The organism is Bacillus sp. BS1807G30, assembly GCF_040047675.1.
GTDB classification, from domain to species: domain Bacteria; phylum Bacillota; class Bacilli; order Bacillales; family Bacillaceae; genus Bacillus; species Bacillus altitudinis.
The window spans coordinates 673,363-699,301 of record NZ_CP157353.1 but is presented as its reverse complement, the minus strand read 5'-3'; the positions used below and the strand labels follow the sequence as shown (position 1 = coordinate 699,301).

The window sequence follows — 25,939 nt, the reverse complement described above, 5'->3', positions numbered from 1 at the left end:
GATGATCACATAAAAAATCCTTTAAATCATAAGAAAAAATGAAGAGATCCTTAAGCAGCAGCTGTGTCTTGATTCATATTTCCACTTCATGTCTTGGTCTATTTTCATAGGAGAAACTATACAAATCCTACACAGTAACTGTAAACTATAGAGGATCTAATCAAAAATTGAGGTGTTTTCATTGTATACAGATCAACGAAAATCATTTTGGAAACAGAAAAAAGTCATCATTCCCCTTCTTAGCATCATCGCGATTGCTGCTGCTCTCTTTTTCTTAAAAGATACGCTTTTCTCAAAAGAAAAGGAGGCGCTGAAAGCCGCTGAATCCTTTACGAAACATCTGGAGAAAAAAGAATTCACGAAACTGGCAGATGAGGTCACAAGCGGCTCTCTGAAAGCCAATGACTTTTCTAAAAAACAACTTGCCGAAAAATACGATCATATCTTTAGCGGCATCGGTGCGAATGATCTAAACGTCTCAAACGTCAACGTAGAAAAACAGGATAAAGGAAATGGGTATCAATTCACCTATGAAGTCACGATGAAAACGTCACTTGGAAAACTGAACAAACTCTCTTACAAGGGCGTTCTCTCCGAAGAGGATAACAAGTGGAAAGTAGATTGGAAACCAAATCTCATCTTCCCGCAAATGGAAAAGGGTGACACCATCAAAGTGACAACGGATCCTGCGGTACGCGGAAATATTGTAGATCGAAAAGGGCGCACGTTAGCCGAAACAACTGGTGGACACGCACTTGGCATCATCCCTGGAAAGCTCGGGACAGGCAAGGAAAAAGAAAGCAACATCAAAAAAATCAGCAGCGCTTTTGATATAGATGAAGAGCTGATTCAAAATCAGCTGAAACAAGCATGGGTCACAGATGACACATTTGTCCCGCTAAAGTCTATGTTAGAGCAAAAGCCGATTCCAAAAGACATAAATGGCGTCACCTATCAAACGAAGGAAATGCGCTACTATCCATATAACGAAGCCGCTGCTCATCTGACAGGCTATGTCGGAAAAGCAAATGCGGATGATATCAAAAGAAATCCATCTTTAAAGGCGGATCAAATCATCGGCAAAACCGGCCTTGAATTCACATTTGACAAGAACTTAAGAGGACAAGATGGCGGAAGCATCCTCATTATCCATGATGAAACAGGTATTGAAGAAACATTACAAAAAACAGACCGAAAAGACGGAAAAACCGTCAAACTGACCATTGATGCATCTTTACAGAAAAAAGCCTATCAACAGCTGAAAGGTGAAAAAGGGGCTGTCACCATTATGAATCCATCATCAGGTGATTTATTAGCGCTTGTCAGCACCCCTTCTTACGATGTCAATTTAATGACCAACGGGATCACGCCTAAACAATATCAAGCATACAGTGAAAATCCTGATCTCCCATTCCAAGCTCGATATGCGAGCAGATATGCACCAGGATCTACATTCAAAACCATTACAGCAGCGATTGGACTGGAAACAGGTGTCACAAAGCCTAATAAAGTGCGCACCATTCATGGACTGAAATGGCAAAAGGATCAATCATGGGGAAATTATCGCATTACACGGGTTCATGACAAAGAACAAGTCAATATGGTCGATGCCCTCGTGTACTCAGATAATATTTATTTTGGACAGGAAGCCCTTGAAATCGGCAAAGATACTTACGAGAAAAAAGTGAAAACATTTGGATTTGGTGATGATTTAAACATGCCGTTTACAATGAAACCCGCACAAGTGTCTAACGACGGAATCAAATCAGACATCTTACTTGCCGACTCAGCATACGGCCAAGGAGAATTACTCATGTCACCAATTGAACAAGTACATGCCTATTCTCCATTTGCAACAGGAGGAAAGCTTGTGTACCCTCGAGTCATTCAGGATGAAAAAACAGCATCACCAAAACAGATCATCAAAGAAGATACAGCAAATACGGTGAAGGACGCACTCACTCAAGTCGTCACCAATTCAAACGGAACCGCTCACTCGTTGCAAATAAAAGGGGCTGATATAGCCGCTAAAACGGGAACAGCGGAACTAAAGAGCAAACAAGGTGCGACAGACGGTACTGAAAATGGATTTTTACTTGCGTTTAATCCTAAAAAAGAAGATTACGTCCTCGTCGGCATGATTGAAGGTGTAAAAAACCGTGGAGGCAGTGGACTTGTCATTCAAAAAATGAAACCTGTCATCGCTTCTTTCTATAAATAACCCTTTAGAGACACACGCTCCATCAAGCGCATGTGTCTCTTTTTTTCTAAATCATGACAATTTGCTATTGTTTTATAGTTCACCTTATGAATAAAATGAGGAGAATGAAAAAAGAAACAAGTTGAATGAAAGGAGGAAGTCTCATTGGCTCTTGCTGCTCAAACAAAGAATAAACCTCAAAAAGCGGTCACCGGCTCAACGGTTTATCCTATTTTATTGATTATTGGTATTTGCCATATGCTTAACGACACATTGCAAGCCGTGATTCCTGCCATGTTCCCTATTTTAGAACGCTCAATGGGGCTGACCTTTACTCAATTAGGGCTGATCGCCTTTACATTAAATATGGTCTCCTCTGTCATGCAGCCTGCGATCGGGTGGTACACAGATAAACGGCCGATGCCCTATGCACTGCCTATCGCATTATTTTCAAGTGCTGTCGGCATTTTCGGCCTTGCGTTTGCGCCATCATTTGCGACCATCCTGCTGTGCGTCGTCTTTATTGGACTTGGCTCTGCGATTTTCCATCCAGAAGGCTCACGGGTTGCCAACATGGCAGCTGGTCCTAGACGGGGTCTTGCTCAATCCATCTATCAAGTCGGTGGAAATACAGGTCAAGCCTTTGCTCCACTAATCGCTGCATTCATGCTCGTCCCTCTCGGTCAGCCAGGTGTGGCTTGGTTTACGATTGTTGGAATGATTGCTGTCGGTTTCCTTCTTTATATTTCAAGATGGTACGCAGGAAGACTTCAAACCATTCGAGCACAAGCGAAAAAAGCGCCTGCAAAAGCAGCAAGATCTGAACTTCACCGCAAATCAGCGCTCACAGCACTTGGCATTATCGTCTTTCTTATTTTCGCACGTTCTTGGTATGGAAATGCGATCTCGAATTTCTATGCGTTTTATGCGATTGAACAATATGGTTTGACGATTAAAGAATCACAAACTTATATTTTCTTATTTCTTATATTGGGTGCGATTGGGACATTTTTAGGCGGGCCGCTTGCAGACCGCTTCGGCAAGAAAACCGTCATTTTAATTTCTTTATTAGCATCCTTTCCGCTTGCCCTGCTTCTCCCATTTGCCGGACCAGTTGTTGCTTATGTTTTACTTGGACTTATTGGGATCATTCTGACTTCAAGCTTCTCTGTCACCGTGGTCTATGCCCAAGAACTATTTCCCGGGAAAATTGGCACAATGTCTGGTTTAACTGTTGGACTTGCGTTTGGTATGGGAGCGATTGGATCCGTTGCCCTCGGCTCATTAATTGATGCAGTCGGTTTAACGCCTACCATGATCGGTGTCGCCTTTTTACCGATATTAGGCATCCTAGCCTTCTTACTGCCAAGCGATCAGACCATAGCGAAATGGAATGAATCATAAAAGGAAAAAAACCGCTCATTTACTGAGCGGTTTTTTTCATATCTCATAAAAATGCGTGTCGGGAACATGTTTCTTCGCAATAAATCCTTGCTGAAAATCAGGAAAGATTTCCTGCACCTGTTTGATTTTTTTGTGAACCAAATCCGCATACGGAATATACAAGTGATTCACCAGCTTTTGATCTGTCATATAGTAATACCAATTCAGATTAAAGTTCTTTTCATCAATGATCGTAAAGGCAGAAAAATGATAGAACAGCAGTGGACATTCATCGAGATACATATCTCCTTTCACAACGGAGAGCTTATAGTTTTCAATATTCCAAATCGCTGCATTGGCACCTTTAGATGCCACCACATGGACACCCTCAAAATCATCGACCCATCTTTCAACATACCGCTGATCACCATATGTCTTTTTTTCCGTATCCATTTCTACTGTACAGTGCGCAATGCAGTTCTCTTTCCACTGCGTCACAGCCCGTTTGGCCACATCTGTGTTTCGACAGCCTACAAAGCCAGTATTAAAACGTCCGGATAATTCATAAAAGTGATAGAATCGCTTGGAATTCATATGATCTGTCAAAAATACATGAGCGAGTGGATTTTCTGCAAATATCGCCTCTGGATCATGATAAAAATACAAATCCGTATCCAAATGAGCGAGATAATCTGCATCAGAGGACTCAAGAATTTTGAGTAGAAACGCAGGCTTAAGCGTCCAGCAATACTCGTGGAACGTACGATCCGCCTTTGCTTTTCGCAGCGAATCATCTTCCACATCTTCAAGCTGTTCATATTGGACATGTGGATGAGGAAACTGACTTAACACCTTGTAAGCCAAAGGATCAGCACATAAGACAGAAAGTTTGTATGATTGAGCCGTTTGCTCAAGTGAATGAATCAGCGCCAGCAGCTTAAATACATGGGTATTCGACACAATGGTTGTGAAATGATAGGATGCCATCTACAACACATCCACTTGAAACAAGTCAACATGCAGCAGCTCTTTTGTGAGCCCTTGGATGGCTTCTGCCAGCACCGTGCATCCATGTTCCTGCTTGGCACGCTGGACCGCCTCTGACAGCTTTTTCAAAGGGAAATGCTTTGCCGTCAGCACGTCCTTTTGATCACGTTTAATGCCCACATTCCGCTCTGTGATCATATGAAGCAGCTCCAAAAAATAAGCGAGCAGATCATCATATGCTGCATTCTTACGCAGCTGGCGAATGTCTTTCACGATATCGTTTGTCACGGTATGAGAAAATGGTCCAGAGAAAGCCAAATGAACATCAATCGAATCAATATTGTTGTACTTCTCGCACATATACAAAATGTTATATTTGATGTCATCGAATGACGTTAAATTACTTGGATGTTCCTGATGCACACTCAAAATATCCTCACGCAGCTCAAACGAGAGACCAAGCTGATGCAGACGAATGCCTAAATCATAATCCTCAAACCCGTATCGAACGATTTTTTCATCAAACATCCCTAGTTCCATGACATGCTTTCGCTTGACGGAAGAGTTATTTGTGATAAAAAATCGCCACGGCAATTGATAAGAACTTAAATCATAGTCGTACGTGTTTAAAATGTCTTTCAGGATATCAATAAATTCGGACTGCAAGTCGAAGCTTCTCTCTAGAAATGCGCCGTTTTTTATTTCCTCCATCGACACAAGAGGCGTTTTATCTTTCATTTTCCGCTGATACAGCCCTTGTTTTTTTAATCGATTCACATGATCTTTATCAAAACCAGTGTAAAAATAACGATAGATTCGCTTCCAGCAAACACCGCAAATGACACGGTCCTCATGATCATCATGTGCCTCCGCATGCTTTTGAATAAATTGGGGCTCTGCCAACATATCGCTGTCATGAAATATTAAGAGGTCTCCCTCTGCCTCACGAATGGCATGATTGCGCCCCTTGGCAATTCCTTGATTGACAGGAATACGCACCTTTTTGAATGGAAAGTTCACCTCAATGTTTTCGAGCATTTCCATCGTGCCGTCCGTTGACCCATTATCAGCAACAATGACCTCAAATGGAATATCGGTTTCCTGAAGCGTTAAGGAAAAGAGGCTCCCTTCTAAACGCTCTTTCGCATTATAACTCGGAATAATGACGCTGACCTTCGGCTTTTCATTCATGCGCCATCCTCCTCCAGTTTGGCATAGCCGTTAAACATCGGATTGACTTGTTCTACCGATTCAATCACATGACGCAGCACTTCCCGATAGGCTTCTTGGAAAAATGGCAAGTCATCTCTTCCTTTTTCATGGATTTGCTGCATATCATCTTTGCTTAAGATCCGAAATCCGCTGAAATGATAACAAATAAGCGGGCTCCCATCCTCAAGCAAAATACGTCCATTCTCTTCCTGATAAGAATGCTGGCCATAATTCCAGTGACCAATATTCACACCCTTTGTTTGAATATCTTCTACTTTTTCAAACAGCATCGGCATATGATCCAAATACCCTTGATCGCCAAATTTTCCTTCTCCAGGCGCATTTTTGCATTCCTTTAGACATTCTTCTTTCCACCAGCTAAGGCACTTCCGGCCGGCTTCATCTCCTTTAAAATGGAGGAATCCTGAATTATAGCGCCCTAAAAGCTTCTGAAGCATCTTCACTTCCTCTGGATCAAAGCTTGGAATGACAATATCCCCTCTTGATAGCAGCACAGACGCATCAGGCTGATTTTGAAAAATCACTTGTGGACGCTCATAAAAGAACAAATCCGCATCAAGATACGTCACTTCCTCCGCCTGGTCCTGCTTAAATAGCCACTCAATCCAAATCGGTTTTAATGTCCAGCAATATTCCGAATCATTTCGTTCCTTTTTGATCTCTAACAGCTCTGGCGTTTCAAGATCACGTACATGAACAAGATCGACATGCGGGAAATTCATTTGATGAAGCAAATCAAATGCAGCATCATCCATACATAACGTCTTGATGACAGCATCATCTTCTACTTGCTTCAACGATAAGAAAAACGCAATGGCTTGATAAAGTCTTCCACTTGATAGAACCGTACAATATATGCTGTTCATCTGTTTACACCTCTATTTTTGAAAGAATTCGCGGTACCATTCAATTGTCTTTTCTAACCCTTCATCAATGGAGTAATCAGGCTTCCAATCAAGCAGCTTTCTCGCCTTTTCTGCTGATAAATATTGATGCTTAATCTCATGCGTTCCTTGATTCAAAATACACGGCTTCAGTTCACTGCCCATCGCCTTTAAGATTTTATCAACGAGCTCAAGCACAGTCAGCTGAATTTCATTACTAAAGTTAAAGGCTTCTCCTGCAAGCCCTTTTTCCTCCATTTTTTCAGCTAGCAGTAAATAAGCCTTGACCGCATCTTCAATATAGAAATAATCACGGATAAAGGTACCGTCACTTCTAATTTCTGGCGCCTTTCCCTCTAATACCAGCTGGATGGTTTGCGGAATGATTCGGTTAAAATTCAAATCTCCGCCTCCGTATAAATTACCGCAGCGCGTAATACAAACCGGAAGACCATATGTGTTGTAGTACGTGTGAGAAATTAAATCTGCACAGCTTTTTGACACATCATATGGATGCTTGCCGTTAAGCGGCATGTCTTCATCATAAGGAAGCTGCTCTTGATCCCCGTATGCTTTATCACTCGATGCCACAATCACTCGTTTGATGAGCGGCTGCCTTCTGCACGCCTCCAGCACATTCCATGTCCCTAAAATATTGGCTTCAAATGTAGAGACCGGGTGCCGATTTGCGACCCCAACAATCGCTTGGGCAGCCAAATGAAAGACCGTATCAATCTCATATTCTCCTAACGCACGTTCTATCGTCTGCATGTCCTCCAGTGCGCCTTGGACGACATTCATCTTTTCAAATTGACTGCCTTGATATAAGTTCGATCTTGGCACTTGATCACGTACAAGCCCTGTTACGTTTGCTCCTTGATCTATCAATTCCTTGACGAGGTAACTCCCTAACAATCCCGTACACCCAGTCACAAATACGTTTTTTCCCTTCCAAAACCCGCTCATGCTGTCACCAAACCTTCCATGGTTGTTTTCCTTCAGTCCACATGCCGTTGATTTCTTTCAAGTTTTTATACGTATCAATTGCTGTCCAAAATCCGTGGTGCTCATAGACTGCAAGCTCTCCATCATTCGCCAGATTTTGAAGAGGCTCTGCTTCAAAGACGCATTGATCATCATCAGTTAAATAATCAAAAACCTTTGGAGACAACACAAAAAATCCTCCGTTGATCATCCCGATACTGTCTGTCTTCTCAGAGAAGGATTGTGCCATCCCGTTATACACCTTCAGCGTGCCGTACTGTGATTTCTTTTCAATTCCTGTGACAGTGGCAGCTGCTCCAAGCTCTTGATGGCGCTTGAGCAAATGAAACATATTGATATTGGCAAGTCCGTCACCGTACGTCATCATAAATGTCTCATCACCAATATAATCCTGTACCTGCTTTAACCGCCCGCCTGTCATCGTATCCTCACCCGTATCTAAAAAGGTGATTTTCCAATTCTCCGACTTCCCTAAAAGCTTCATTTCCCCTGTCGACATATCCAGCTGCATGCTGTGATGTCGCCAGTCGTAGTTGAGAAAATACTCTTTGATTTTCTCTCCTTTATATCCAAGTAATAAGATAAACTCGTCTACACCGTAATACTGATAGATTTTCATAATATGCCATAGAATAGGCCGGTCTCCGATCATAGCAAGTGGTTTAGGAAGCGCTTGTGTGACCTCACTCATTCTCGTTCCCTTTCCTCCGCAGAGAATGACTGCTTTCATCTTCTCCCCTCATCTCTCTATGAAAATTTTTGATTGAAAACCCTATCTTCATGCGGAAAATCAGTACATGTACCCTTATACTTTGTCCGACATCAGGTTTTGAATCTACTCTATTCATATGTCGGAATAAGAGAGGGTGCCACCTAGCATTTAACTATTTTTACAAACAAAAAAGAGCGAGATTTGCATTCTCGCTCTTTCAAAGTTTAAATTGTATATTTTCAGGGTAGATGGTATGATAAACATGTGCATAAACAGCACAAACAGCCTCTTTCGATAAAGAGACTACTAGATTGGATGAACTCAAGTGGCAGCTTGCTTCATTCTTAATATGAATCACGGAGGTGAATTCCCATGGCACAAAATGTACTTTGTGAAGTGAACTCTTGCCGTTTTTGGGCTGACAACAGCTGTACAGCCTCTACAATTAAAATTGGTAAAAGCACAATGACTGACGTGACTCGCAATGCTGAAACGGATTGCGAAACATTTGAAACAAAATAATACATGATTTTCTGAGATGAAGGAACTGGCAGGTTCCTTCTTTTCTTTTATCATTCTATCAAGAATGATAATTATTATCAAGCGTTTTTCACTAAACATTTCTCGGGAAATAATGACACGAAATTTCTCCATTCGTTGACGATTTTCACTCCTTTTTCTATACTCAACATATCCGAAGAAGAAAAAGTGGTGACCAATCAGTGGATTTTACGATACGTTTCCTATCATTCTATGTGGTTGAAGTAGAAGGCAAAGAGGAACAAGCAAATAAACGGTTTAAACATTACCAAACATTAGACCAAGAGGAATTTGAACAAAGTGAGCTGAAAGACTTTCTAGACGGTGAGCTTAAAAAAATCGTCAAACGAAAAGTGGACAGACACCCTAAGTCTGAGCAAGTACCGACTAAAATCGGCCGATTTATTGTCGAACCCGGCCATGAACTCGATTCAAATCCAAACTACAATTTATTTCATCAGACGAGATTTGCAGATACAAAAGAAGTATTTAACGAATGCAGTGAACAGTTTGTTCGCACCTATTTAGATACAAGTGCTGTAAGAGGCGGCGTGTTTTTGGTTGCATCTGCGGTTCCTAAAAAGTATTTCGATGACTCTTTTGTCTTTATCATGAAATGCGATTTTGAACAGAAAGTCGCTTCTATCGCTGATACATCTACCTTGATCAAAAAAGTAGAAATGGCGATTACAACAAAAAACATGAAATCGATTCAATACCCGTTTATGCCAGAAGAGGGCATGACAGAGGAAGCCGAAGTGAAAATTCATCAATCCTCACACGCTCGTTATTTTGAAGACTTTCTAAAATTCGTCGAATACGGGGAATCGATGCCTGAAATCATGAAATCACAGGTCATGAATATGGTGCAGGAACATGTATTTGAAACATTTCAGGATGAAAGTGAAGAATTAAAACAATTTGAAGAGGACCTTGAAATATGGGAAGCAAGTGAAAAACGGGAGATTCGGGAAACACTTGATACAGAACAGGTCACACTAGCGGCTTCACACATTGTTGAACAAACCCCTGATATCACGATGAAGATGCGTCTAGGCGAAACAGAAATTAAAGGACTTTTAGCCGACTTCGGCCACTCGATTCATATCGCAAAGGTCAACAATCGATATGTCGTGCTCGTTGAAGCAGATCAAATTGTATTTGAAAAAGGAAGCACACCTGTCGAATTCCATAAACCCAATGGCTTGAAAGAGGTCGTCAGCCAGCTGACGCAAAAAGCCTATGATTCAGACTTAGAATAAGAGAATATGACTGCCTCCTGCGATCAGCTGCATGAGGCAGTTTTTTATATAACGCTTTATTTTTTACACTGCACTAGAAGAAACATGCTGCCCGCTTCTTATCCACATGCTGACGAGCATTAAGCTTATGATAAGCATCAGCCAAAAGACGCTGTTTGTTCCGAAAAACTGGATCAACGTATACCCACACAAAGGTCCTAAAGCAGCCCCCATATCTTGAACAAAAGAATAGCTGGCGAGAAAGCGGTTCTTATCTGTTTGAGCAGAAGCTTTTTGAAAGGCAAGTGTATCGGTGAACGTTGTGACAATTGTTGCCATTAGTTGAATCAAAAGCAGCATCAATAGGAACCAGCCGCTTACCTTCAGCATGATCCCAAGAAAACTGAGCCCTCCAAAAGAAAGAAACATCCAGCATAACATTCGTTCCTTCAACACAATTCCATCAAACCACCGGCCTGTTCTTGGAGCAACAAACGGTTCCCATCCCCATCTGATTGCTTGAAGCCCACCACTTAAAGCAGCTGCGCCTATGACATAACCGAATAGAACAAAGCCATGCTGCCCCGTTTTTGCTTCAATCACGTGACTCAGTGTTGAAGCAAATAAACCTTGTATGATCAGTGCAACCATCATTCCTGTCAGAAGAACTTTCACAACACCTCGTGAAAACCACTTCTCTTTCATGCCTTGATACACTTGCGTCTTTTTGCCGTTTTCAATCTCATCTAAAGACACATAAAAAATACAACCCAACAATGTGAGCAACCCAAAGACGAGCGTCATGGACTGAAAACCGATCAAGCTGGCGAATATCCCGCCAAATAACATTCCGAATAAGCTGCCTAGGCGGTAAAGACCATTATAAAGACCCGTCAAATGACCTTGTGCACCTTCATCCATTTCAGCAATCAGTCTCATTCCACTCATCCGAAGTAAAGTCCACGCCAATCCCCAAGCACATCGGCATATGAGCAGCAGCCAAAAGCCACTGACACCATAGAGCATCGTGGTCACTGACGCTAGCAAAATAGCAATCAATACACCAGTCTTCATCGGCACATACCGATATAGCCACCAAACAACTGGCGCTAAAGGGATGCGAATGAATCGGTTGATCGAGAGCAGTAAACCGACCTCCCAAATAGACGATAAACCAATCTCTCGCCAGTAGATTGGAAGAACAATATACAGCATGGAATCCCCAATGAGTGCAAACGCAGTGATGAGTGATATAAACACGACCTGCTTTTGACGATGATCCATTTTTCTTTTCCCCCTTCGCTATCTTTACGATAAGGGAAGACTTATAATAAATCTAATGAATGTTTTTGATTGAATCATCAAAATAATTGATAGGCGGTACAAAGATGAATTTACATGCCCTCCGTATTTTTGCAAAGGTAGCCGAAACAAAAAGTGTCACTCAAACGGCAGACGTTCTGTCTTTGACGCAGCCAGCTGTGACGGCACAATTACGAAGCATTGAACGAGAGATCGGCTTTCGTCTTTTCAAACGAAACGGCCGGGGGATTACACTGACGGAGATGGGGAAAATTCTGTATCCATATGCCCGGCAAGTATTCGAGGCGGAAAAAGAAGTGGAATATCAGATCACCCTTCTGAAAAACGGAAAAAAAGGAAGACTCAGAATTGCTTCTACCTACGTACCACTTAACTTTTTGCTGCCTGATTGGCTTGCCTCTTTTAAAACATCATCGCCACAGACAGACATTGAATTAAAAAGCGGAAACTCCGCTCAAGTGATCGAAAGCCTGCTTCAATATCAATCAGATGTGGCGATTGCTGTAATTGAAGATCTGCACCACGAAGATCTTCACACCTCTCACTTAACTGATTTAAGTTATGACTTTATCGTGCCTGTGGATCACCCGTTAAATGGACAAACCGTCCCCCTAGAACGCCTAAGCCATGAACCCTTTTTAATGCGAGAAGAAGGCAGTTCGACGAGAGACAAGCTTTTTTCCCTTTTTACCGCTAAAGGAATTAAAAAACCGACCGTTGATTTACAATTCAGTGGTGTCCACGAAGCCATTCAAATGATCAAAGCTGGCTATGGCATTACCCTTGTTCCTCGTGACGCTGTTCAGCGAAGCTTAGAACGTGGAGAGATTGGGCGCGTGTATATCGAAGGAATTGACATTATCAGACCTGTTGTGGTCTGCAAACGGGCGAATGACCTTGAGGAAAATAGGACGGTACATGCTTTTTTGCAAATGAAAGACATTGGTCCCTTTACACCACCTGCTTCCAATTAAAAAAGTGCCTGCTTCAGCAACAGGCACTTTTTCTATTCGGATGGCTGAACAAGATCAAATGGGACCGCCTTTGAGGCTATCACTAATTGTTCTGGTGTGATGAGGATTTCATTTCCCCATTCTCCTGCTCCAACGCCTAATATCTCTTCTTCTAATAGCGATGCTTCGATAATCGTGCGGAACCCTTCAGGCTGCCAGCAAAATGGCGGAATCGAGCCAATTCGATAGCCCGTCACTTCAAGCACCGTGTCAGGTGAAGCCATTTTGATATTACGAGAGCCGGCGGCTTTCTTTAGTTTCCCTGATTTGATGTGCTGGTCAGCACCAACCATCACAAGCAGCTGCTCCCCTTCCCCTGTTTCAAAGATCAATGTTTTGATCATTTGTCTTTCTCTAAAACCAAGAGCTGCCGCTACATTCGCTGCGCCCTTCTCTGTGTCGGCAGAAAATGTTTTGATGTCATACGGGATGCCATGCTTGTCCAAAAAGTCATGTGCTGGTAATTTTTTCAATGGATTGAACCCCTTTCCTTACGATGTTCTTTCATTTAGCTTATCACAATCCTCTCAACCTTAAGATGTATTTTTCAATGGAAAACCTCTGCACACTTCGCCAACATGCTATACTGAACTTGTTTTTGAAAAGGAGTCGGTTGGATATGGGAAATAAGTTTTGGTGTTATACAGGCAGTAAAAGCCTTCTCATGCTAAGTGATATTCTATTTTTGATGACAGTCACATTGGTTATTTATCAAGATACACAATCTGTCGCCTATGCGGCTGTATTTCCGCTCATAAGAACACTATGTCAGCTATTGGCTGGGCTCCTCTCTCCTGTTTTGACAGAACTCTTTCAAGCCAAGCGTCTATTGAAATGGGTCCCTCTTTTACGTATTGGAATGCTCGTCGTATTCACGACCCAATTTGATTTCTTTCAGCAACACCTGATCTGGCTGTTTAGTGCATTCGTTTTGATTTCCATCACAGGCGGGTTCATCAGCCCATTATTACAGGCCATCATGCCGATGCTTGTGCCAGAAAATCAGCTTGTGAAAGCGAACAGTACAGCCTCCGTTTTTTATCAATCTGTTCAAATCGCCGGCTATTCGTTTACTGGAATGCTCGTGCTGTTGATTGGTCCATTTTATTTAATGTGGGCCTCTTGTTTCATGATTGTGTTGTCCTATCTATTGATCATCCCTGTTTTTTCTCTACTCAAGCAAGAAGACACGGTTCAAAAAGAAAATAAAATGAACGGGTTCAAGGATGGCTGGAAGATCATTTGGACAAACAAAACGGTTCGCATCCTGACTTTCATGGATGTTTGTGAAAATATTGCAGGTGCTTTGTGGGTCGGACCGGTTACGCTTGCCTTTGTCACACTTGTTTTAAAGGAAGGTGCGGAATGGTGGGGATATATCAATGCCGCATATTATATAGGTGCCATTATAGGCGGACTCATGGCCGCATGGCTAAGTCAGTTTATTCAAAAACAACTTCTCCTCTTTATGGCAGCGGGCTCTTTTATTTATGCAGTGCTGACGATCCTATTTTCGCTAAACAGCCTGCCATGGCTTGCATTGCTACTTTGTATTTTGATGGGGCCTGCCTATCAAATTCGGGATGTTTCGCAACAAACCATTCTCCAAACGGAAACGCCAGTCCATGAGTTATCAAAGGTGTATTCGGCTCAATATGTTCTCTCTTCTATGTCTGTCAGTTTATCTATTTTCTTTGTTGGATTAATTGCGGATACATTCGGAGCGAGATTTGTGTATTTGTTAGGCGGACTGTTTGTACTCATCTGCTCAAGCATTGCCATCACCGCTTTCATGATGCAGAAAAAAAGAGCAGCTGTTTGAAGCAGCGGCTCTTTTACTTTTCTTTTAACATCGCAAACATGTCACGCGCCATTGCCTCTAGGATATACACAACGGGTGTCTGTGTGGTGATGTTGGCTCTATGGACTCGTTCATCTGTGACGTAATAAGCAATATTTAAGTCAGAAATACGAGAAATCGTACAGTGCTGATTGTTTGTAATACTAATGATCGTGCTGCCTTCTCTTTTTAGTTTCGAAATATGATCAATCGTTATGCGGTTCTCTCCTGATACCGACAGCACAATGGTGACACTATTGTCTAAATACTGCATATTCATCGGGAAAAACGGATCGTTGATGTAAAACGAAAATTTCTCCAGACTTGAAAAGTACCTTGCCCCATACTGCGCCAAAATACCAGAACTGCCCGTCCCAATAAACAGCACATTCTTTGCATCCGCAATCAGCTTTGCTGCCTCTTTGATCTTTCCCTCAAAATCTCCTTTAAGTGTCCGTTCGATAAATTCATACAAGAAATGCTGCGTGCTTTTCAAAGAAGGTGTTTGTTCTGCTTCTAAATACATTTTGAGCTTCACCTTAAATTCTGAAAAGCCTTCACAATTCACTTTTCGACAAAAGCGAAGGACAGATGAGGTCGATATATGTGCGGCATCTGCCAAATCACGAATTCTCATATAGACGACTTTTTCACTGTTTTCCATAATGTATCGGTATAAAGCGCTTTCTAGTTCATTAAAGCTGGAAATGACCTCACTTGAAAACATCTGACTTCCCCTTTCTCCAATAACATGACACAACACGTTTCTTTTATGTAACAAATCTCTAAATAGGGCACCCTTGCCTAAAGACGCTGAAACCGTTTACGCACAAGGTACTCTCACGATAAGCTATAGATGTACAAACAAATGATAAAAGATTGATTCACTCTATTATAACATTGTGCGTTACATTATTCGGAGGTGCAGAACATGGCAAAAGGATTAAAGGTTGTCACAATCGGCGGAGGATCAAGCTATACACCAGAGCTAGTCGAAGGATTCATTAAACGGTACGATGAATTTCCAATTAGCGAACTTTGGCTCGTCGATATCGAAGCAGGTAAAGAAAAGCTTGAGATCGTCGGAAATCTTGCAAAACGTATGGTGAAAAAAGCGGGACTTCCAATCGAGGTTCATTTAACTTTAGATCGCCGGAAAGCACTGGTAGACGCTGATTTCGTCACAACACAATTCCGCGTCGGATTACTGGAAGCACGTATGAAGGATGAACGCATTCCTTTAAAATATGATGTCATTGGTCAAGAAACAAACGGTCCAGGCGGTCTATTCAAGGGTCTGCGCACCATCCCTGTCATTCTTGATATTGTGAAAGATATTGAAGAATTATGCCCAGATGCTTGGCTTGTGAATTTCACCAATCCTGCTGGTATGGTCACAGAAGCCGTACTTCGCTATTCAAACCATCGCAAAGTCGTTGGCTTATGTAACGTACCAATCGGCATTCGCATGGGCATCGCCAAAGGACTTGATGTCGACGCAAGCAGAGTCGAAGTCAGCTTTGCTGGATTAAACCATATGGTATTTGGACTGAACGTGTTCTTAGATGGCAAAAGCATCATGGATCAAGTGATCGAAGACATGGCAGATCCAAACTCCACCATGTCCATGAACAACATTCAAGCGATTCCGTGGGATGCAGATTTCTTAAAAGGGCTTGGTGTGATTCCTTGTCCGTACCACCGCTACTATTACAAAACAAGTGATATGTTGGCTGAAGAGAAAAAAGCAGCAGCGAATGAGGGAACTCGTGCAGAAGTCGTCCGTGCACTAGAAAATGACCTGTTCGAGCTTTACAAAGATCCTGATCTTGATATTAAGCCGCCACAGCTTGAAAAACGAGGCGGTGCTTACTACAGTGATGCAGCATGTAACTTGATCGCATCCATTTATAACGACAAGCATGACATTCAGCCTGTAAACACCATCAACAATGGCGCCATCAGTGACATTCCAAATGATTCTGCCGTTGAACTGAACTGTGTCATCACAAAAGACGGCCCAAAACCAATCGCTGTTGGTGAAATGCCGGTTGCTGTCAAAGGACTTATTTCTCAAATTAAATCCTTTGAACGTGTAGCCGCTGAAGCAGCCGTGACAGGCGACTACAACACAGCTCTTGTTGCCATGACCATCAACCCGCTCGTCCCATCAGATGCCATTGCAAAAAGCATCCTAGATGAAATGCTAGAAGCACACAAAGAATATCTGCCACAGTTTTTCAATAAAGTAGAAGCATAAAAAGAAGCCGCACTTGTTAAAAGTGCGGTTTTCTTATTTCCCGGCAAACAACTGATCCATCTGAGCACGGTCATAGTCTAAGAGCCAGTGCTGTAAACCTTCATAAACTGGATGCAGATGTTCTGGATCTGCCGCAATAAGATCACAGCCTCGATCATCATATAAGTGGAAAATCATCTGTTTTGAGAGATTGATGAGATAAATGTCATAACCAAGCTTTCCTTTCATGAGTTGATTCGGTTTGTAGAAATCCTCTTGGCATATGGCTTGTAGAAGCGGGCACAATCGAATATCTTGCAGCTGACACTTGAGTGTAAATCTCTCTATTTTCATTGCTTCTTCTAGTTTTGATTGTACATAAGTCAAACGCTCGTAACGCAATCGGTGACGCACTTGCCGGTCGGCATATTTTTGATAAACTAGGAGCTTTTGCTTCGTTAATTCATGTTCATGCTGCGTATAGACATCCGTGACAAGTAGAATATCGTCTTCTGGATCAAAAGCATATCTGACAATTTTTAAAGCCCGATCGGCTGCTTTTTCTAATACAACCGATTCTTCTCCTAATGACCAATCTGCCACTTCAAAGCGAAGACCAAAAGGCCACCCATAAAAAAGAGGCGGCGTGAGGACAAGATCAGGAAAATAACTTTTTAAAAAACGATTGGTTTGATCGCTCATGTCATGTCCTTCCAGTGGTTTTATTTCTTATTTTACCGTTGAAACTGATGGAAATTCAATTGGAAATAAACTGTCATTTCTTATATGATAGAAAGAGATGGAGGTGTGACCAATTGAAAAAATGGTTTTTACAGGTGTTCCTCACCGCATTGATCACGATGTGGATACAGACTGGACTTGATCAGGCGAACATCATTCATATCACCAATGTATGGGTCGATGTCAGCAGCTGGATCCTGATCTTCTTTGTCATCTACGCACTTTTTGAATGGACAGCTCACGTCTTAGCAAAACGGAAAATCGCTCATCGCTGAACATCTCTTTTTATAGAGGTGTTCTTTGTTGAAACTCTTCCTGCACAAGTTCATGAATGACGCCCATTCCTGCCTGACTTCCAGCTGCTGCTGCAAGAACAAGCTGAGCAGGTCCGCCTAAATTATCACCACATGCAAAAATACCACTGACGGTTGTACGCCCAAGAATATCTGTTTCAATGCCCCCATTTTTCGTCATTTGACAGCCTAGTTTTTCAGCAAAAGGGGTTGACTGCTTGAAATCACTTGCGACAAATCCGCCTTCTCTTTTCACCGTTTCCCCATTCGCAAGGTGAAGAGAGTGAAGCTGCCCATTGTCATGATGGATCGCTACAATTGGTACATCAATGACTTGAATAGAATGCGCTGATAGCAGTGCTTTCTCCTCTTCAGCTAACACTTGCTGTCCATTTGTAAACACAATCAAATCCTTTGTCCAATTGGAAAGAAGTTTCGCCATATGCAAAGCGCGCTGGTTCTCTGCAATCAGGGCAAGTGGCTTGTCCTTCAGCTCCCAGCCATCGCAGAAAGGACAGCTAAACAACGTCTTTCCATACACTTCATGAATCCCCTTCATTTCTGGCAGTATATCCTGAAGTCCTGTTGCCAATATGATTTTCTTCGCTTCGAATCTTTCTCCCTCTTGTGTCAGTAACGCGAAGTTGTCCTCATGATTTTGTATCTCCACAATTCTGCTTCGTTTGATTTGAATATCAGGGTAGTTTTGAAGATCCGCTTCTCCCGCTTGTCTGATCTCAAACGGTGTCATTCCATCGTTTGTAATAAATCCATGTGATTCCTGAGTCACTCGATTTCTTGGCATCTCATCATCGAATACCATGACCTGTTTTCTGCCCCGCCCCACAACAAGAGCTGCATTTAATCCGGCTGGCCCGCCTCCAATAATGGCACAATCTAATAACATATAAATCTCTCCTTTTTATCCAAGACTTTAAAGACTCTTAATATCTATAATTTATTCAAAAAAAATCACATCTTGAAAAATGGATTTTTTTCTGTCTGCTCTATTTGGCTTGCAATATCAACTAACCGCTTTTGACTTAACGTCTTCTGCATTTTCATTTCAACATCCTGCATGACTTGTTCAATCAAACAGTCATCGTGAGGCATGAAAGAATCATGTGCTAAGGAACAACGAAATAAATTGGTTTGTCCTTCTACCGCCTGAATGACGTCTAGAAACGAAATGTCTTCCTTCTTTTTCAGAATGGCGTAACCACCTTTTGCGCCAGGTGTTGATTCAATCAATCCCGCCTTCACAAGCTTTGTTAAAATTTTGGATAAATAAGTGGGTGAAAGATCTTGCATCTTGGCGAGAGGCTCAACGCCTATTGCTTTCCCCTTTGGTGCAAGTGTTAAAAATACCATCGTATGAAGCGCATAGTTGGTCGCTTTAGAATATTTCATAGAAACATTCCTTTCTATCTATTGTAGACCTTTTATATCTGTAATTGATCATAAAAGATTCGAGAAGAAAAAGCAAGTATTGTGGATCTGCTTCTTTTTTCATTCCACATTTCGCATTTCCTTCCGATAATAGAAGTAAGCACGAATAAAAGCTTGATGAAGACTAGAAGGAGTGAAAAAAATGTCAGATCAACAGCACAATGCAGCACACGAAGAAGAAGAGGAATTTAACGTATACGACATGCTTCCACCCGCAGGAACAATCATTGGCGAAGCAACAGAAGAAGAAATGGAAGCTGCGGCAGCATTAGAAGTGAGACATGTCGCGTTCATGCGCCTTCAAGATATGTACATTCAATTTGATGGCTCGTCTTACAAAGACTTATTAAAAGACTTCCAAGAATTCGAATTGGATTCCACAAAATTCTGGAGAGCCATTGCTAGACGTCTTCAAATTCCATACGAATGGCCAATCCGAATCGACCATGCAAACGGTCCTATTTATATTGGTGAAACAGAAGATAGCCGTGAGGTTGAGGAGAGTGCGGAGTAAAGGAATTGGTGACCCCCTTTTGGTTAGGGGGTCTATTTTTAAAATGATAGATCTTATTCCTCTAAATCAAATTCCAATGCGATTGATATATTAAAGGCAATGTGGGGCATTTCATCTATTTCTGATTGATTCAAATGCTTCGCAAAACGACGTGCATGCTCGACAACATCAGTATGCTGCTTAATCAATTCGTCATTCATTATAAAGATCGTATTGATTGCCCAGCCAGCAGTCGTTAACATTTCTTCGTTCTGAAGGCTGTCCATATACGTTTCCACCTCAGAAAAAATCCACTTGATATCATCAATTTGTTCCACTTGGAAATTCGCGATTTTTGAAAGCTGCTCAGGGTCTTTGGTTAAAAAGATATCTTTTACTTCTTCTTTTGATAATGGTTTATTCTGTTTTTCATATTCAGCCAGCAATTCTTCACCTGACATTTCATCTTCTTCACTATCCTCTGCGGTATAATGCCCCGCAATCAATTCATCAAACGAATCCGCTAATTTAAAATCCGTCTCATATTCTAGATCAAAGTAATGAACCGGTGGATGTTCCTTTGTATCTCTATAATCCAAAGCGATCCACGTATGACCATCCCCACAAATCAGTACAAGTCCCTCAGGCAATTCCCATTCTTCTATTAAATAATCACTATCCATAATACCTTCGCCTTTGGCAATTCCTCTTAAATGATCAAATGACACATGATCCTCTGCCCATCCATTCGGCTGGTCTGTTGGAAAAGCATTATGCAAGGTATAACCGCCATTTTGTTCAAGAATCAGTTTCTTATATGTATCAGGCAAGATGACGCCTAGTTTCTTTTCTGCTTTTGCAATGCCTTTTTCATTGATTTTCTTAAATGTCTCTTCACTTTCTCTGTCTGTATCCCAAAATGGCTTCAAATAAAATACCTCCAATTGTTATTTCTATCTCATTTTACCATTTGAGAGAACTAGTTTAATAGTCCTGTTCATAAAAAAAGAGAAGGGTTACCCCTCCTCTTGTTGATTATGATTGTTCTTGATTTCTCGCTTCAAATTCATCTAGCATTGCTCGCACTTCATCTGTTGATGATGTGTTCATTAATTGGTTTCTTAGGAAGCTCGCTCCTCTGACTCCTTTTACATAAATCTTAAAGAAACGATGCAGTGCCTTGAATGGACGCAAGCCTAATGAGGAATATTGATCATGAAGATCAAGATGTAATCTTAAAAGACCTAACAGTTCGTCACTCGTATGCTCTTTCGGCTCTTTTTCAAAGGCAAATGGGTTATGAAAAATCCCACGTCCAATCATCACTCCGTCCACTCCATACTTCTCAGCGAGCTTTAAGCCTGTTTGACGATCAGGAATATCACCATTGATTGTCAAAAGCGTATCAGGGGCTACTTCATCACGCAATTTCTTAATCTCAGGAATGAGCTCCCAATGCGCATCTACCTGGCTCATTTCCTTTCTAGTACGAAGATGAATCGATAAATTCACAATGTCTTGCTCCAAAATGTGTCTGAGCCAACCACGCCATTCATCGACCTCTGTAAACCCTAGTCTTGTTTTCACACTAACAGGTAATCCCCCTGCTTTTGCCGCTTGAATCAGCTCTGCCGCAACGTCTGGGCGAAGAATCAATCCACTCCCCTTCCCGTTTTGCGTGACATTTGGGACAGGACAACCCATATTAATATCAAGCCCCTGAAATCCTAACTCCGCCATTCCAATACTCATTTGTCTGAAGTTCTCAGGCTTATCTCCCCAAATATGAGCAACAATCGGCTGCTCATCCTCTGTAAACGTTAAACGGCCTTTCACACTTTGAATGCCATCAGGGTGGCAGTAGCTCTCACTGTTTGTAAACTCTGTAAAAAACACATCCGGTCTCGCCGCCTCACTCACAACATGACGAAACACAACATCTGTCACTTCTTCCATTGGTGCTAATATAAAAAATGGTCGTGGTAAATCACGCCAAAAATTTTCACTCATCTTTCATCCAATTCCTCTCATGACATAGCGCCTTATAGGGCATGTCCTTCTGTAAAATATCATTATATACATTATTAATCATTATAAGCAAAAGGACCATAAAATGAACATTAATAAATGCTATCCCACTTTAATAAAATATCAAAAATTTGAGGAGACGTAAATGCCGTTCCTACTAGGAAACGTGTCACGCGATGGACAGCAAGTAATCATTTATCAGGATACCAACTTGAAAAGAAGTTTCTCCACACCAAAAACAAACCGCAATTTTCCCATAAAAATAAATTATAATGAAATAGCCACACAAAAATATAGAATAAAATTACTATTTAAACTTAATATGGTTATTGTTACAATTTTATGCATGTTGTGAAAAGGAGTGATTTCTTATATAAAAGACCTATACATGTTTAAGTCATATTTCACTGGATTTTCTTAAGAAGTATTTTATAATTGAGGCTTGAACAACAAGAATTTTCTAACTTATAAACAGCCTCTTCATTAAATTTTCGGAGGCGAAATTAACATGACTTTCAGAAAAAAATTTGTTCCAATACTACTAAGCGCAACTTTATTGACTTCTGGCCTTGGTGCGACTACTGCATTTGCAGCAGAGCCAGCTAAATTAACAGCTCCAGTACATACGAAGGTGTATAAAACTTCTTTACAACAAGCCGCAACAAATAACACTACTAGCAGCCCTATTCAGTCAAATACTTTAGCAACTCAAACAGCCGCAAACGGGGAAGTATCTACTCAAGGGGTTGTTTCGTGGTCATATAAAGCTTTCCGAGGTGCTCTACGTTCTGGAGGATGGTTACTGTCAAAAGCGTTGAAACCTTTTAATCCAAAGGCTGCTGCTTGGATCAGAAAGAATTCTGCCAAAATTGCAAAAATAATGGATAAAGGAGAAAAGTGGACGGAAAAACAATTCACAAAAGCTTTTACTAAAATAGGTGCTCCTAGAGATGTTGCTAAAACTTTGGCAAAGTTCATCATTAATCTTATCTAAATATAAAAATAAGTGCTATTAGTTTTCTAATAGCACTTTTTTATGGAGGGTCTTCATGTCTTTTTCTTACGTTATTTTAATGACTTTTTTAGTGCTCCTTTTAGTGTCTATCATGCTCTATACCTTTTTCAGAAAGAAAAACATTGTAGATGAAGCACCTGGCGCTTTTGCGGCCGTTCTTCTTATTTTACTAATATTTTTTTCCCTTAGTATCGTTATTGCCCTTCCAACTGCCATGCTTTATTTAGTCACATTGGGAGTGAATTTTCTTTTCGGTGAATACATCACTTATGATTCTTTCTTCTCTTTGATCACCTTTTCATTGTTAGTCAGCATCATCGTAGTTTTTTGGTCGTTTATAGTTTTATTTATAGGGAAAGGAATCACTTTTTTGTTGAAGGTCCCAAAATGGATAACCTATATTTTAGAATTTTTTGCTTCGTGGGCTCTTATTTACTTCACGATTAAATATGTACTCAATTTAAAGATAATTGAAGTTTCTATATGGGGGAACGGTGTATTAATTTTATCTTTCTTTGTTAGCTTTTTATACATCGGACTTGATATCATATCCTCTGCGCTTGATCAAAAAAATCAGAACATAGAAGAAGAACCCCCTATCCTATAATGGAGAAGGGGGTTTATTTAATTCATAGCTTTTCTAACGCTACTTTAGCCTTTGGACCATAAATACCATCAGCTTGATTCTGACGCTACTCTCGTTCTTCGTTTGAAATTTCCCTTTTAATGTGTTCGTCATTTGCTTTCTTCTCACCAATACAAATCACCACCTATCAGCAAATCCAACCTATTAATTTTAGGCAAGTAGTGATACAAAAATATCCCGATATCGATGTTTTTCTCGAAATCGGTATGTCTCTCAATACATTACTAATTAATCACAAGACTTGCCACACACTCAACATGACTCGTATGCGGAAACATATCCACAGGCTGTACTTCCTCTGTCACATACCCGCCATCTTCAAGAATACGCAAATCACGAGCAAGCGTACCAGGATTACAGGAAACATAAACAACTCGTTTTGGTTTCATCTTTAAAATGGTGTCAAGCAGTGCTTCGTCACAGCCTTTTCTTGGCGGATCGACGACGAGGGTGTCTGCTTTGATGCCTTCTTTGTACCAGTTTGGGATGACCGTTTCTGCTTCACCGACTGCAAATTCAACATTATTGATTCCGTTTAAGGCAGCGTTGCGTTTTGCATCTTCAATTGCTTCTGGGACAATTTCAACGCCATAGACTCTGCCTGCTTTTTGTGCGAGAAATAAGGAAATTGTACCAATTCCGCAGTAGGCATCAATGACGGTTTCTTCGCCTTGCAGTTCTGCATATTCAAGTGCTTTATCGTAAAGAACTTTTGTTTGAGTTGGATTCACTTGATAAAACGAACGGGCTGAAATAGCAAATTTGATGTCGCCAATCGTGTCATAAATGTATTCTTCTCCCCACAAAACGGTCGTTTCGTCTCCGAAAATGACATTTGTCTTCTTTGAATTCACGTTTTGCACAATTGACCGAACGTATGGGAAGCGTGCTATAATCTGCTCAATCACCTGTTGCTTTTGCGGAAAATCAGCCGTTCTTGTGACAAACACAACCATCATTTCACCTGTTGCAATGCCATAGCGAACCATGACATGACGCAGCCAGCCTTTGTGCCGCTCTTCGTTATATGCTTTGATGCCAAACGCATTGCAGATGTCTTTTACTGCCTGTACCACTTCGTCATTTTCTGATTGCTGGATCAAGCATTTTTCCATATCAATGATTTCATGGGTACGCTGCTGATAAAATCCTGCAACAAGTCCGCCTTCCCGTTCGCCAACTGGTACTTGTGCTTTGTTTCGGTAATTCCAAGGGTCTTCCATGCCGAGTACAGGATGAACTTTTACACGGCTCATATCAAGCTTGCCGATCCGCTCCAATACGTCCTTTACTTGTTTCTGTTTAAAAAGCAGCTGGCCTTCATAGCTCATGTGCTGAATTTGACAGCCTCCGCACTGCTTATAGATAGGACATGGCGCATCTTGCCTGTGCTGACTTTCCTTTGTCAGCTCCATGAGTCGTCCAAAAGCAAATCCTTTTTTGACACGTGTGACTTTGATTTTCCCTTGCTCGTCAGGAAGGGCATTCGGTACAAACACAGGGAAACCCTCAATTTTCGCTACTCCTGCACCTTCGTGCGTTAAATCTTCGAAGGTTACATTGTAGTATTCATTTTTTTGAACAGGCGGTTTCATTTTCACCAATTTTATCACCTCATTTGCAAAGAAAAACTTGGTCGCCATAAGGAACCAAGTTTAGTCTTCACCCTATTTTTTCAGCTGTTGCTTTTGGCACAATAAATTCAATATGGCGATACAGGTTTTCAAATTCACCTGGCAGCATGCCGCCGTATTCACCATCTAAATTCAATTGCATTTTATCTTTTACATCTACCTTCACGCGATTCGCTTTTGCGTAGATGACATTGTTATCATGAATATGCTCGCCTCGAAGTGCAAGGCTGACCACTCGAATGGCTTCTGCTAGGTTGACCTTCTTTAAAATAATCAGGTCAAACATACCGTCATCTAGAATGGAATCTGGTGCGAGCTTTTCAAAGCCGCCTACTGAGTTTGTTAGTGAAACAAGAAACAGCATGATTTCGCCATGAAACAATTTGCCGTCATATTCAATTTCGACTTCTGTCGGGCGAATGGAAGGAAGCATCTCCATGCCTTTCAAATAATACGCAAGTTGTCCTAGCATGGTTTTCAGCTTACTAGGCACTTCATAGGTCAGCTCTGTTAATCGGCCGCCTCCCGCAATATTAATGAAATACTGTCCATTCACTTTACCAATATCAAGCGGCTTTGCTACACCATCAATGATGGCATCTGTCGCTTTTAAAATATCTTCTCTTGGAATGCCAAGTGCTCTTGCGAAGTCATTGGTCGTTCCAACTGGAATGATTCCTAATTTTGGTCTTTTTTCAAGCGGTGCTAATCCATTGACGACCTCATTAATCGTGCCGTCTCCACCAGCTGCTACAATTAAATCAAAATCTCTCTGTGCGGCTTTTTCGGCTGCTTGTGTTGCATCTCCTGCACATGTCGTCGCATGACAAGATGTTTCATAGCCAGCCTGTTCAAATTTTTGCAAAACCTGCGGTAAATTCTTCTTAAAGAGTTCACGTCCAGATGTCGGATTGTATATAATTCGAGCACGTTTCATTCATCATCATCCTATTATCATTATGCAATCTATTTTCACCACTAACAACCTTTAATTATACTATGAGATTTGAAAATGGCAACAGAACAACCCCCTAATATTT

General features: G+C 41.3%; 26 protein-coding genes. 11 read left to right on the top strand and 15 right to left on the bottom strand.

Annotated features, from left to right (window positions below; all coding sequences use genetic code 11):
* Positions 1-181 precede the first annotated feature (181 nt).
* Both ABG082_RS03525 and ABG082_RS03520 read left to right on the top strand, forming a co-directional pair.
* On the top strand, positions 182-2,221 hold the full coding sequence (locus ABG082_RS03525) for a penicillin-binding transpeptidase domain-containing protein (RefSeq protein ID WP_348936548.1): 2,040 nt from the start codon (positions 182-184) through the stop codon (positions 2,219-2,221).
* A gap of 144 nt (positions 2,222-2,365) precedes the next feature.
* On the top strand, positions 2,366-3,604 hold the full coding sequence (locus tag ABG082_RS03520) for an MFS transporter (protein WP_348936547.1): 1,239 nt from the start codon (positions 2,366-2,368) through the stop codon (positions 3,602-3,604).
* A gap of 36 nt (positions 3,605-3,640) precedes the next feature.
* On the opposite strand, the gene ABG082_RS03515 is transcribed toward ABG082_RS03520, so the two are convergent.
* The 5 genes from ABG082_RS03515 to rfbF are packed head-to-tail and all read right to left on the bottom strand — an operon-like array spanning position 3,641 to position 8,422.
* Positions 3,641-4,570 carry a putative nucleotide-diphospho-sugar transferase gene (locus ABG082_RS03515; protein WP_348936546.1) on the bottom strand — a complete coding sequence of 310 codons (930 nt, stop codon included), beginning with the start codon at positions 4,568-4,570 and terminating at the stop codon, positions 3,641-3,643.
* Complete coding sequence (locus tag ABG082_RS03510; protein WP_348936545.1) at positions 4,571-5,761, bottom strand: glycosyltransferase family 2 protein; 1,191 nt, start codon at positions 5,759-5,761, stop codon at positions 4,571-4,573.
* A complete protein-coding gene (locus ABG082_RS03505; protein WP_348936544.1) occupies positions 5,758-6,669 on the bottom strand; it encodes a putative nucleotide-diphospho-sugar transferase in 912 nt (303 codons plus the stop codon). Before ABG082_RS03505 ends, ABG082_RS03510 begins: the two co-directional genes overlap by 4 nt.
* Positions 6,670-6,681: 12 nt before the next feature.
* Complete coding sequence (locus ABG082_RS03500; RefSeq protein WP_348936543.1) at positions 6,682-7,653, bottom strand: GDP-mannose 4,6-dehydratase; 972 nt, start codon at positions 7,651-7,653, stop codon at positions 6,682-6,684.
* A 4-nt stretch (positions 7,654-7,657) separates the two neighbouring features.
* Positions 7,658-8,422 carry a glucose-1-phosphate cytidylyltransferase gene (rfbF, locus tag ABG082_RS03495; protein WP_058336480.1) on the bottom strand — a complete coding sequence of 255 codons (765 nt, stop codon included), beginning with the start codon at positions 8,420-8,422 and terminating at the stop codon, positions 7,658-7,660.
* Between the two features lie 354 nt (positions 8,423-8,776).
* Between rfbF and ABG082_RS03490 the strand changes: the two genes are divergently transcribed.
* Together ABG082_RS03490 and ABG082_RS03485 are read left to right on the top strand one after the other, a co-directional pair.
* Entirely contained in the window at positions 8,777-8,926 is a 150-nt protein-coding gene (locus tag ABG082_RS03490) for a DUF1540 domain-containing protein (protein WP_008344201.1), read from the top strand.
* 200 nt (positions 8,927-9,126) lie between these two features.
* Positions 9,127-10,206 carry a DUF3900 domain-containing protein gene (locus ABG082_RS03485; protein ID WP_048002036.1) on the top strand — a complete coding sequence of 360 codons (1,080 nt, stop codon included), beginning with the start codon at positions 9,127-9,129 and terminating at the stop codon, positions 10,204-10,206.
* 63 nt (positions 10,207-10,269) lie between these two features.
* On the opposite strand, the gene ABG082_RS03480 is transcribed toward ABG082_RS03485, so the two are convergent.
* Positions 10,270-11,469, bottom strand: a complete 1,200-nt coding sequence (locus ABG082_RS03480) for an MFS transporter (RefSeq protein WP_348936542.1) — start codon at positions 11,467-11,469, stop codon at positions 10,270-10,272.
* Between the two features lie 104 nt (positions 11,470-11,573).
* On the opposite strand from ABG082_RS03480, the gene ABG082_RS03475 reads away from it, so the two are divergent.
* Complete coding sequence (locus tag ABG082_RS03475; protein WP_342494557.1) at positions 11,574-12,482, top strand: LysR family transcriptional regulator; 909 nt, start codon at positions 11,574-11,576, stop codon at positions 12,480-12,482.
* 32 nt (positions 12,483-12,514) lie between these two features.
* On the opposite strand, the gene ABG082_RS03470 is transcribed toward ABG082_RS03475, so the two are convergent.
* The gene (locus ABG082_RS03470; protein WP_017360428.1) at positions 12,515-12,994 is read right to left on the bottom strand and encodes a YbaK/EbsC family protein; all 480 of its coding nucleotides are present in this window, start codon (positions 12,992-12,994) and stop codon (positions 12,515-12,517) included.
* A gap of 146 nt (positions 12,995-13,140) precedes the next feature.
* Between ABG082_RS03470 and ABG082_RS03465 the strand changes: the two genes are divergently transcribed.
* On the top strand, positions 13,141-14,343 hold the full coding sequence (locus tag ABG082_RS03465; RefSeq protein WP_348936541.1) for an MFS transporter: 1,203 nt from the start codon (positions 13,141-13,143) through the stop codon (positions 14,341-14,343).
* Positions 14,344-14,356: 13 nt separating this feature from the next.
* On the opposite strand, the gene ABG082_RS03460 is transcribed toward ABG082_RS03465, so the two are convergent.
* Complete coding sequence (locus ABG082_RS03460; protein ID WP_348936540.1) at positions 14,357-15,088, bottom strand: MurR/RpiR family transcriptional regulator; 732 nt, start codon at positions 15,086-15,088, stop codon at positions 14,357-14,359.
* 204 nt (positions 15,089-15,292) lie between these two features.
* On the opposite strand from ABG082_RS03460, the gene ABG082_RS03455 reads away from it, so the two are divergent.
* Positions 15,293-16,621 (top strand): 6-phospho-beta-glucosidase, encoded by a 1,329-nt coding sequence (locus tag ABG082_RS03455; RefSeq protein ID WP_181891127.1) that lies wholly within the window; start codon positions 15,293-15,295, stop codon positions 16,619-16,621.
* A gap of 33 nt (positions 16,622-16,654) precedes the next feature.
* On the opposite strand, the gene ABG082_RS03450 is transcribed toward ABG082_RS03455, so the two are convergent.
* Complete coding sequence (locus ABG082_RS03450) at positions 16,655-17,302, bottom strand: DUF3885 domain-containing protein (RefSeq protein WP_251185445.1); 648 nt, start codon at positions 17,300-17,302, stop codon at positions 16,655-16,657.
* A 113-nt stretch (positions 17,303-17,415) separates the two neighbouring features.
* Between ABG082_RS03450 and ABG082_RS03445 the strand changes: the two genes are divergently transcribed.
* Positions 17,416-17,616 (top strand): hypothetical protein, encoded by a 201-nt coding sequence (locus ABG082_RS03445; RefSeq protein WP_025206887.1) that lies wholly within the window; start codon positions 17,416-17,418, stop codon positions 17,614-17,616.
* Between the two features lie 10 nt (positions 17,617-17,626).
* Here the strand turns inward: ABG082_RS03445 and ABG082_RS03440 are convergent, their stop codons facing one another.
* Together ABG082_RS03440 and ABG082_RS03435 are read right to left on the bottom strand one after the other, a co-directional pair.
* Positions 17,627-18,541, bottom strand: coding sequence for an NAD(P)/FAD-dependent oxidoreductase (locus ABG082_RS03440; protein WP_008344217.1), 915 nt, complete (start codon positions 18,539-18,541; stop codon positions 17,627-17,629).
* A 65-nt stretch (positions 18,542-18,606) separates the two neighbouring features.
* Positions 18,607-19,044 (bottom strand): Rrf2 family transcriptional regulator, encoded by a 438-nt coding sequence (locus ABG082_RS03435; protein ID WP_008344219.1) that lies wholly within the window; start codon positions 19,042-19,044, stop codon positions 18,607-18,609.
* A gap of 181 nt (positions 19,045-19,225) precedes the next feature.
* Between ABG082_RS03435 and ABG082_RS03430 the strand changes: the two genes are divergently transcribed.
* Positions 19,226-19,597 (top strand): hypothetical protein, encoded by a 372-nt coding sequence (locus ABG082_RS03430; RefSeq protein ID WP_039177014.1) that lies wholly within the window; start codon positions 19,226-19,228, stop codon positions 19,595-19,597.
* Positions 19,598-19,650: 53 nt separating this feature from the next.
* On the opposite strand, the gene ABG082_RS03425 is transcribed toward ABG082_RS03430, so the two are convergent.
* The gene (locus ABG082_RS03425) at positions 19,651-20,505 is read right to left on the bottom strand and encodes an SMI1/KNR4 family protein (protein ID WP_348936539.1); all 855 of its coding nucleotides are present in this window, start codon (positions 20,503-20,505) and stop codon (positions 19,651-19,653) included.
* A 106-nt stretch (positions 20,506-20,611) separates the two neighbouring features.
* Positions 20,612-21,586, bottom strand: coding sequence for a tRNA-dihydrouridine synthase (locus tag ABG082_RS03420; RefSeq protein WP_348936538.1), 975 nt, complete (start codon positions 21,584-21,586; stop codon positions 20,612-20,614).
* Between the two features lie 526 nt (positions 21,587-22,112).
* Between ABG082_RS03420 and ABG082_RS03415 the strand changes: the two genes are divergently transcribed.
* Positions 22,113-22,598: a hypothetical protein gene (locus ABG082_RS03415; RefSeq protein WP_136944976.1), complete on the top strand. Its 486-nt coding sequence runs from the start codon at positions 22,113-22,115 to the stop codon at positions 22,596-22,598.
* Positions 22,599-22,653: 55 nt separating this feature from the next.
* Positions 22,654-23,226 carry a hypothetical protein gene (locus ABG082_RS03410; RefSeq protein WP_272511897.1) on the top strand — a complete coding sequence of 191 codons (573 nt, stop codon included), beginning with the start codon at positions 22,654-22,656 and terminating at the stop codon, positions 23,224-23,226.
* A gap of 263 nt (positions 23,227-23,489) precedes the next feature.
* Here the strand turns inward: ABG082_RS03410 and rlmD are convergent, their stop codons facing one another.
* The gene (rlmD, locus tag ABG082_RS03405; RefSeq protein ID WP_348936537.1) at positions 23,490-24,866 is read right to left on the bottom strand and encodes a 23S rRNA (uracil(1939)-C(5))-methyltransferase RlmD; all 1,377 of its coding nucleotides are present in this window, start codon (positions 24,864-24,866) and stop codon (positions 23,490-23,492) included.
* Between the two features lie 61 nt (positions 24,867-24,927).
* Positions 24,928-25,836, bottom strand: a complete 909-nt coding sequence (locus ABG082_RS03400; RefSeq protein WP_007496845.1) for a diacylglycerol kinase — start codon at positions 25,834-25,836, stop codon at positions 24,928-24,930.
* Positions 25,837-25,939: the final 103 nt, after the last annotated feature.

Coding starts and splice junctions, on each gene's coding strand:
- ABG082_RS03515 (WP_348936546.1), bottom strand. CDS start 4,570: ATGGCATCCTATCATTTCACAACCATTGTGTCGAATACCCATGTATTT.
- ABG082_RS03510 (WP_348936545.1), bottom strand. CDS start 5,761: ATGAATGAAAAGCCGAAGGTCAGCGTCATTATTCCGAGTTATAATGCG.
- ABG082_RS03505 (WP_348936544.1), bottom strand. CDS start 6,669: ATGAACAGCATATATTGTACGGTTCTATCAAGTGGAAGACTTTATCAA.
- ABG082_RS03500 (WP_348936543.1), bottom strand. CDS start 7,653: ATGAGCGGGTTTTGGAAGGGAAAAAACGTATTTGTGACTGGGTGTACG.
- rfbF (WP_058336480.1), bottom strand. CDS start 8,422: ATGAAAGCAGTCATTCTCTGCGGAGGAAAGGGAACGAGAATGAGTGAG.
- ABG082_RS03490 (WP_008344201.1), top strand. CDS start 8,777: ATGGCACAAAATGTACTTTGTGAAGTGAACTCTTGCCGTTTTTGGGCT.
- ABG082_RS03480 (WP_348936542.1), bottom strand. CDS start 11,469: ATGGATCATCGTCAAAAGCAGGTCGTGTTTATATCACTCATCACTGCG.
- ABG082_RS03475 (WP_342494557.1), top strand. CDS start 11,574: ATGAATTTACATGCCCTCCGTATTTTTGCAAAGGTAGCCGAAACAAAA.
- ABG082_RS03465 (WP_348936541.1), top strand. CDS start 13,141: ATGGGAAATAAGTTTTGGTGTTATACAGGCAGTAAAAGCCTTCTCATG.
- ABG082_RS03460 (WP_348936540.1), bottom strand. CDS start 15,088: ATGTTTTCAAGTGAGGTCATTTCCAGCTTTAATGAACTAGAAAGCGCT.
- ABG082_RS03455 (WP_181891127.1), top strand. CDS start 15,293: ATGGCAAAAGGATTAAAGGTTGTCACAATCGGCGGAGGATCAAGCTAT.
- ABG082_RS03450 (WP_251185445.1), bottom strand. CDS start 17,302: ATGAGCGATCAAACCAATCGTTTTTTAAAAAGTTATTTTCCTGATCTT.
- ABG082_RS03440 (WP_008344217.1), bottom strand. CDS start 18,541: ATGTTATTAGATTGTGCCATTATTGGAGGCGGGCCAGCCGGATTAAAT.
- ABG082_RS03435 (WP_008344219.1), bottom strand. CDS start 19,044: ATGAAATATTCTAAAGCGACCAACTATGCGCTTCATACGATGGTATTT.
- ABG082_RS03430 (WP_039177014.1), top strand. CDS start 19,226: ATGTCAGATCAACAGCACAATGCAGCACACGAAGAAGAAGAGGAATTT.
- ABG082_RS03420 (WP_348936538.1), bottom strand. CDS start 21,586: ATGAGTGAAAATTTTTGGCGTGATTTACCACGACCATTTTTTATATTA.
- ABG082_RS03415 (WP_136944976.1), top strand. CDS start 22,113: ATGACTTTCAGAAAAAAATTTGTTCCAATACTACTAAGCGCAACTTTA.
- ABG082_RS03410 (WP_272511897.1), top strand. CDS start 22,654: ATGTCTTTTTCTTACGTTATTTTAATGACTTTTTTAGTGCTCCTTTTA.
- ABG082_RS03400 (WP_007496845.1), bottom strand. CDS start 25,836: ATGAAACGTGCTCGAATTATATACAATCCGACATCTGGACGTGAACTC.